The organism is Bradyrhizobium sp. PRIMUS42 (assembly GCF_023006515.1).
GTDB lineage: Bacteria > Pseudomonadota > Alphaproteobacteria > Rhizobiales > Xanthobacteraceae > Bradyrhizobium.
On record NZ_JALBGZ010000316.1, the window covers coordinates 1 to 7,063 of the forward strand.

Here is a 7,063-nt window from a genome sequence, read left to right on the forward strand (position 1 = left end):
GCACCGCGCCCCACGCCAACGCCAGGCCGCAAAACGCCCCCAGCCAGCCGGCAAAGCGCGGACGGATCGAGCGCGTTTCTGGCGCAAGAGGCGGCGTGATGAGCACGAAACAATCCAATCGGGGCGCGATGGCTGTTACTTAAGCCAAAAACCACGGCAAACAATGTGTCCCTAGCGCCCTAAACCGGGAACTCCACCGGACTCTTCGGCGGCGAATACGCCCTTTATGTGATGGTAAGGCGCGACAAACATTGCCGTTTTGGTGATCGGTAACCGCGGGCCGCAAACCTCTCCCGCTTGCGGGAGAGGTCGCGCGAAGCGCGAGTGAGGGCTCTCTCCTCTAGGTGGCGCTCACGTCTGCCCCGCTGCGGCGACACCCTCCCCAACCCTCCCCCATGCGCGGGGGAGGGAGCGCACCTCGCGGGCGGCCTCAAAAGACGCCCCAAAACCTTGACGGCCCGCCCCTTCCCCCCTATACGTCCGCCGCTCCCTGCAAGGACGAAGAATTAGCCCCCGTGGCGCCCAGAATGGCGGCCGCACTCGTTAGGGGTTCGAAACCTGAGGATTTCTACCATGTCTCGCCGCTGCGAACTGACGGCCAAGGGCCCCCTCGTCGGCCACAAGGTCAGCCACTCCAACATCAAGACCAAGCGCCGCTTCCTGCCGAACCTCGTCAACGTGACGTTCATCTCGGAAGCCCTCGAGCGCAACGTGCGCCTGCGCGTCTCCACCAACGCGGTGAAGAGCGTCGACCACAATGGCGGCCTCGATGCCTATTTGCTCAAGGCCAAGGCCGACGCCCTGTCGCCGCGCGCCCTCGAGCTGAAGCGCGCCATCCAGAAGAAGGTCGGCCCGACCACCGCGCCGGCGAAGAAGGCCAGCTAAGCAAGTTTTGGAATTGGGCGGGGGCTAGGTTGCGTCGCGTGGCGTAGGCTTAGCCGAGTCAAGTTTTGTGTAGCGGCCGGATCGGAAGATCCGGCCGTTTTTTGTTTGTCCCCGGAAATGAGCTTAGTGCGCTGCCAGCAAGTAACTGGTTGTGAAATCCGCGCCTGAAACTATTGTCGTCGATTAACAAAAAAGCATGCAACTGCCTTCGCCGAAAGTAGCACCACGGAATGACCGATCGTAGCCTAGCAAGCAAGTTGTGGAACCTGTGCCACGTACTGCGGGACGACGGAATCGTTTACCACAAGTACCTATCTGAGCTGACTTACCTGCTGTTCTTGAAGAACGCGAGTGAGACGGGGAGAGACAATCTACTGCCAGAAGGATGCCGTTGGTCGGACCTAAAGGATCACCTCGGGACCGGCATTCTTGGATACTATCGAAAGATGCTCACCCAATTGGGCGAAGATGCAGCCGACAGTTCCGTTCGTGAGATATTCGCTTTTCCGACAACAGTCTTTTCTCACGACGAAAACCTTAGCAAGGTAGTGGACGAAATCGACACGCTCGATTGGCATTCCACAAAGAAGGACGGCCTCGGGCAAGTCTATGAGAGTCTGCTCGAAAGAAATGCGGCTGAAGCTCGTTCTGGCGCTGGTCAATATTTCACGCCGCGCCCGCTAGTTGATTGTATCGTTAGATTGATGAAGCCCCGCCCCGGGGAGGTGATCCAAGACCCGGCGGCTGGCACCGGCGGATTTCTAATTTCCGCCGATCACCAGATACGGGCAACCAATTCACCGCGCGAATACCAAGAGCGGCCTCCCGCATATCGCGGCGTGGAGATCGAAAGCGACACCTACCGACTGTGTCTGATGAATCTATTTCTCCATAACATGGAGGGGCAAATCAAACACGGCGATGCCCTGACAGAAGATGTCCGACACCTAGAGCCAGCAGATTTAATTATCGCCAATCCTCCTTTCGGAATCAGCGCCGGCGGAGCTCGGGTGCGGCGCAACGATCTGCCTTTTGTCAGCTCAAACAAGCAGCTTGCCTTCCTGCAGCACATCTATCTTGGACTTAAGGCTGGCGGCCGCGCTGCCGTCGTTGTACCGGACAACGTTCTGTTCGAGGAAGGCGTTGGACGCAAAGTGCGAGCTGACCTAATGGAGAAGTGCGATCTGCATACAATCTTGCGTCTTCCAACCGGAATTTTCTACGCCGCCGGCGTCAATACCAATGTTTTAATGTTTGCTAGAGCTCCTCACGACGGGACGAAACGAACGTGGATTTACGATCTTCGCACCAATATCCCCCGCTTCAAGAAAACACGGCCGATACAGGCTGCGGATTTCCTGCCGTTCGAGACTGCATATGGAAATGATCCAAATGGAAAGTCAAAGCGACGAGACGAAGGACTCGATGGGCGCTTTCGCTGCTTCACGCGAGACGAAATCGCGCGCCGCAACGACAACTTAGATATCAGTTGGCTAAGAAACGCGGAAAACGTAGACGAAGATAAGGCCGAGCCAGAGGAAATTGCGGCCGTTATTGCAACGCATTTGAAGGCCGCGCTCGCTGAACTAGAGTCGCTTACGGCTGACATTCAAAGCAACCCATAGCTCGCCAACCGGTAAGACAAGCTCATCCCTATTACTTGCGGAATGTCCCAGTGAGTAGACCGCCGAAACGTTGGGTGACAATCCCGCTCGCGCAAGCGGGAATTTGGCAGGGAGGCAGCACTCCTAGCAAAGCTAATTCTGCATTCTGGGACAACGGCACCATCCCGTGGGTCTCCCCCAAGGACATGAAGAAGGACAGAATTGACACTTCTCAAGATTTAATTACGCCTGAGGCACTGGACGCATCGTCTACAAGACTAATCCCGTCCGGTTCACTGCTGTTCGTCACACGAAGCGGCATCTTACGACACTCACTCCCTGTGGCGGCCAATACCGTTCCGGTCGCGATCAACCAAGACATTAAAGCGTTGACGCTCTCTCCCGACCTCAACGCAGACTTTCTCAGATACCAAATTCAGGCCCGCTCTGAAGAAATTCTGTCGGCAACCTCGAAATCCGGCACAACTGTCGAGAGCATCGACTTCGGGGCACTGAAGAAGATCAACATATTTTTGCCTCCCGTCGGGGAACAGCAAAGAATCGTGAGAAAGCTTGATTCTGCTCTAGAAAGAATGGTCGAGATCGAGAAGAGCGCATCCGAAGTTCGGTTGCTGCTCGATCAATATAGGCGCTCATTTCTTGCGCGAACCTTCGACGTTGCTGGCGCAAATGGAGACGAACGATCCACATCGCGCGGCTGGCTCAAGTGCACTCTCGGTGAAATAGCCGAAATACAAACTGGTGTAGCACTCGGCAAGAAACGCCTTCAGAACTCTAAACTCGTGACAAGACCATACTTACGGGTTGCAAACGTTCAACGTGGGCGGCTGGACCTTGCGGAAATTAGGACGATCAACGTTACCGAACAGGAGGCCGATAAACTCCTCCTGAGGTCCGGAGATATCCTGATGAACGAGGGCGGCGACCGTGACAAGCTCGGACGCGGCTGGATCTGGGAAGGCCAGATTGAACTATGCATTCACCAGAACCATGTCTTCCGCGTCAGGTTGCGCGACCCAGCCTTCCCGGCAAAGTACATTTCATACTTCGCCAATGAGTTCGGACGCGATCACTTTTCTGCCCACGGCACACAAACAACGAACCTCGCATCCATCAGCAAAGCCGGCTTGGCGTCGCTGCCGATTACTTTACCGTCAGCCGAAAAAGCGACGGAGATCGTGCACACGATAGACCGGGCTTTTGAGCAATTGGCCGCGCTGGAGGAAAGATGTGCAGCAACGATTGAAGCTGTTGACGCGCTCCGAAAGCGCGTCTTGGCGAAGGCTTTTAGGGGCGAGCTCGTTACGCCTGACCTTTCTGAAAGTGCACCAAAAGTGCCTTCTGACCAAGAGCACAATGAGAAGACGAGTAAGACCGGACCAAAAGCTTCCCGCAAACCCGCGACAATCAGGAGGCATACCGTGAAAGAGCAGATCATCGCTCAGTTGGAGAGCTGGCCCCCCGAAGGACGGACATTTGAGGAGGTCAGCGGCTTAGTAACGGGCGACTATGAGAGCCTGAAGCAGGCTGTTTTCGCCCTCTTGAGCGGAAGCAAACCCGTTCTTAGGCAGCGCTATGACAACCAAGCTCGCATCATGCGGCTCGTTAGGATTTCTCAATGAGACTGCAAGCCCTCAAGGTCCACGAAGCGTCGAGTTGTGGAGGCCTCCTGGACGGACTGGAAGTCTCCTTCACAACCGACAGCGACAATACAAACGAGGACATAAAAACGCACTGTCTATTGGGCCCAAACGGATCAGGAAAATCTCAATTTCTACAGTTAGTCGCCGAAATCTTTCAGTCCGCTTGGCATTTGCACTCTCCGCATGAGGAGCGCGAAGCCTCTGATAAACGGACTGCGTTCGAGCTCGAGTATATGATCTCTCCGGCGGGCAAAGGGTCCGTGGAAAGAGTGCGCCTTTCGAGAGCAAAGTCGAACAAGGCCGCTGACATTGAGATGCATAAGCACGGCCAAGACAACCAATGGATTGGCGTGCCCTCTCACTCACAGGACTTCGGAGATCGCCTTCCGGCACTAGTGGTTGGATACACTTCGGGGGACAACGAAACCCTGAGCTTGCCATTTTTCGTAAGCCGAAGTGGGTATTCCGCCGACGTCCGCGAAGCTGCTTTGAAGAAGCCACCTTCTTCACACCAAGAAAAGGTGGCCGATAATCGGCTGCTGTTGATCGATTACAGCACGCATCTTGAAGTCCTTGTAGCCAACTTGTTGCTCGGCAGTGAGGCGGTCCAAACCGCCATCATCGGCCATGCACAGCTGGACAGCCTGGCGTCTTTTCGATGCATCGTCCAATTAAACCATCTGACAAGGCTTAAAACTCGCGTACGCGGGCCGGGGCTCCGGAAAGGGGTTCAACTCACTGGCGAGTTAGAAGAATACATCGACGCTCTCAAGCGATGCTCAACGTGCTGGAGCTATGATTCAAGAAAAGAGACATACATTTTTGACGTACTCGTCGACGCGGAGACACGCACAGCGTTCGCGGATTTCTTCGACTCCTCTATCAAGATATATCGAGCCTTTCACAAACTTGCTTTGCTTAATGACTTGGCCATTCCAAAGGCTGCAAGAGATCGCCTGGAGCAAGAAATTGAGACGCGAAGATTTGCATCTCGATTGCCCGAACCTCAAGAGGAAGAGAAGGTCTTTCGATTTGAACAGGTTCGCTTTTATCGTGGCCTTCCTTCAGACGATCGAGAGCCACTAGACTACGTATCACTTTCTGACGGGGAGCATCAGCAAGCACAAATATTCGGCGTATTCTCGATGATTACCGAAGCTAATGCGCTGTTCATTTTGGATGAGCCAGAGTCACATTTTAATCCTCAATGGCGAGTGCAATTTGTAAAAAGGCTGGTTGAACTACCCGTCTCTCGAACTGGGTCTCAAGAGGTCATTCTGACTTCTCATGCACCGTTTGTCCCATCCGATATCTCGCGAGAGCATGTACACATCTTTTCAAAGGGTGGCTCCGGAGGCGTCGCTGTTCGAAAGCCCGACATCGAGACATATGGCGCTACGTTTGACCGCATACTTGAGCATTGCTTTGACGTGCGACCTCCCATTTCCCAATTGGCTAGAGATAAAATTTCAGAACTTATGGCCAGCAATGACGTCGAAGAATTGCAAGATGCCATGAACAAGTTGGGCTCTTCAGTTGAAAAGGCTTTTCTTGCGGATCGGCTCCGGCAACTTCGGCAAGGGAAGAGCTAGACGAAATGCTCTTTTGTTACCCAATTGACGCCACATCTGAAAACTGGCTGCACGACTGCCTTTTGGAGATGGCAACCACCGCGATACACCAGATCGAATTGGGCAATCCGCCCGCAGGCTGGCCATCCTGCATCCCAGCGGACCATCGACCAAAATTGCGATCCCGCACGGGGATACGCGATCGATTTCGAGCCTTCTGCAAAGCAGCTGGAGAGCTTTCCTCTGCTGAACGCTTGCTCATTCTAAATGCGCTCACTTCAGAGAATGATTTTCCAGTTGTATTCTCTGGCGTCGGCGACTGTCTGACAAAGAACGATTTGCCCGGTAGCATACACGAGTTCGCCAAGGATCTTTTTGAGTTTGCCTTCGAGTTATTGACACAATTTGAAATACGGGACCGACAGTACCGATTAATTTACGATGCTGCACAGGCCCACGTATGCCCATTCTGCGGGATCGAGGCCTTTGACGCACCCGGCATGGCTAGAGAAGATCTGGATCATTACCTTGCAATGTCTCTTTATCCCTTTGCCGGGGTAAACCTCAGAAATCTGACCCCAATGGGACGAAAATGCAACGCCGCCCATAAGCGAGCGACCGACATGCTACGCCATCGAGATAGCGGAATCCGACGGCGATGTATCGATCCGTATGCCGGACCTACCGCGAGCGTGTCATTGCTCCAAAGTGTACCATTCGAAGGAAAAAAGGACGGAGCTATTCTGTTGCCGGATTGGCGTATCGATCTGAATGGTCCCGATGAGGAGATTTCGACGTGGGCCGAAGTTTTCAACATTCGCCGTCGATATAAGGAGAACGTTCTCGATGCCGAGTTCCGGGGATGGATGGACAACTTTGCTCAGTGGTGTCAGCTAGAGTTCGGGGCACTGCAGGATGCGGCGGATGTTGCAAATGCACTAAGCAGGTACCTAGCCGCAGTGATTCAGGAAGGTTTCGCAGATCGAGTGTTTCTAAAGAAAGCGGTCTTCGAGATGCTTCGGCAACGCTGTGTCGACCCACCCGTATCCGACCGTTTGGTAGCATGGTTCATTGCCCTAGTGAGCCCAACTAAGGGTGCGACGGCTTCCGCCTAGGGCGGTCTCGCGAGCCGCGGCGTTTCGCGCTCCATGGGACGTTGTGGCGGCACCGACGACACCACGCCCGCGGTCTGCTCCCCTCCCCCTACCCCCGAAAATCGATGCTCCGCAGCACGATCCCGGCGGCGTGCCCTCGAACTCCGTCGCCCGATATTTGTGTCCGGCGCAGGCTTCGATGCGGTCGCGCAGGCGGGTGAACTGGGCTTGGGCCTTGTCGGGCC

The 7,063-nt window shown here is 54.7% G+C and carries 5 protein-coding genes and 1 pseudogene; 5 read left to right on the top strand and 1 reads right to left on the bottom strand.

Features of this window, described 5'->3' with window-relative positions; genetic code table 11:
* Positions 1-573: 573 nt before the first annotated feature.
* The 5 genes from rpmB (at position 574) to MOV75_RS21830 (ending at position 6,839) form a co-directional block, all read left to right on the top strand.
* Positions 574-885, top strand: coding sequence for a 50S ribosomal protein L28 (rpmB, locus tag MOV75_RS21810; protein WP_246931680.1), 312 nt, complete (start codon positions 574-576; stop codon positions 883-885).
* Between the two features lie 446 nt (positions 886-1,331).
* Positions 1,332-2,510, top strand: a complete 1,179-nt coding sequence (locus tag MOV75_RS21815) for an N-6 DNA methylase (RefSeq protein ID WP_309486955.1) — start codon at positions 1,332-1,334, stop codon at positions 2,508-2,510.
* Positions 2,511-2,584: 74 nt separating this feature from the next.
* Entirely contained in the window at positions 2,585-4,132 is a 1,548-nt protein-coding gene (locus tag MOV75_RS21820) for a restriction endonuclease subunit S (protein WP_247006582.1), read from the top strand.
* A complete protein-coding gene (locus MOV75_RS21825; protein ID WP_247006583.1) occupies positions 4,129-5,745 on the top strand; it encodes a restriction system-associated AAA family ATPase in 1,617 nt (538 codons plus the stop codon). Before MOV75_RS21820 ends, MOV75_RS21825 begins: the two co-directional genes overlap by 4 nt.
* A 5-nt stretch (positions 5,746-5,750) precedes the next feature.
* Entirely contained in the window at positions 5,751-6,839 is a 1,089-nt protein-coding gene (locus MOV75_RS21830) for a hypothetical protein (RefSeq protein WP_247006584.1), read from the top strand.
* An 88-nt stretch (positions 6,840-6,927) separates the two neighbouring features.
* On the opposite strand, the pseudogene MOV75_RS21835 reads toward MOV75_RS21830, so the two are convergent.
* Positions 6,928-7,063 (bottom strand): annotated as a pseudogene (locus tag MOV75_RS21835) (DUF1488 domain-containing protein); the annotation flags it as partial.

Excerpts from the sequence above, each read along its gene's own strand:
- rpmB (WP_246931680.1), top strand. The coding sequence starts at position 574 with ATGTCTCGCCGCTGCGAACTGACGGCCAAGGGCCCCCTCGTCGGCCAC.
- MOV75_RS21815 (WP_309486955.1), top strand. The coding sequence starts at position 1,332 with ATGCTCACCCAATTGGGCGAAGATGCAGCCGACAGTTCCGTTCGTGAG.
- MOV75_RS21825 (WP_247006583.1), top strand. The coding sequence starts at position 4,129 with ATGAGACTGCAAGCCCTCAAGGTCCACGAAGCGTCGAGTTGTGGAGGC.
- MOV75_RS21830 (WP_247006584.1), top strand. The coding sequence starts at position 5,751 with ATGCTCTTTTGTTACCCAATTGACGCCACATCTGAAAACTGGCTGCAC.